Annotated in this window: 1 pseudogene; it reads right to left on the reverse strand. The window is 64.3% G+C overall.

Annotated elements, in window-relative coordinates:
* Window positions 1–60 precede the first annotated feature (60 nt).
* A pseudogene (locus ACRCUN_RS34190) lies at window positions 61–659 on the reverse strand (zinc-binding dehydrogenase); the annotation flags it as partial.

Genomic DNA, 659 nt, shown 5'->3' on the forward strand with positions numbered 1-659 from the left:
TTCCGCCGTCGAGGGAGAAGGTGCCGCTGGTAACCACACGGGTGATGCCCCGTTGTCCGCTCACAACACCACCACCGAGCGCAGGACTTCGCCGGCGTGCATACGATGGAATGCCGACTCGACCTCCTCTAAGCCGATGCGTTCGGAGACGAATTTCTCCAGCGGTAGTCGGCCTTGCAGGTAGAGGGAGATGAGGGTGGGGAAGTCGCGTTCGGGTAGGCAGTCGCCGTACCAGGAGGACTTCAAAGAACCGCCGCGGGAGAAGAAGTCGACGAGCGGCATTTCCAGGGTCATGTCGGGGGTGGGCACGCCGACCAGCACGACGGTGCCGGCCAGATCACGCGCGTAGAACGCCTGCTCATAGGTCGCAGGCCTACCCACCGAATCGATCACCACATCAGCGCCGTGGCCATCGGTCAGATCTTGAATCGACTTCACCACATCCGCATTGGCGGCATTGATCGTGTGGGTGGCGCCGAACTCCCGCGCCCACTCCAACTTTCGATCATCGAGATCGACGGCGATGATCTTTTTGGGCGCCGACCAGCGCGGCACCCGCGATCGCGGCGTCGCCGACCCCGCCGCAACCGATCACGGCCACGGTGTCGTCGCGGTTGACCGCGCCGGTGTTGATCGCCGCCCCGATGCCGGCCATCACC

The organism is Mycobacterium venezuelense (assembly GCF_054919535.1).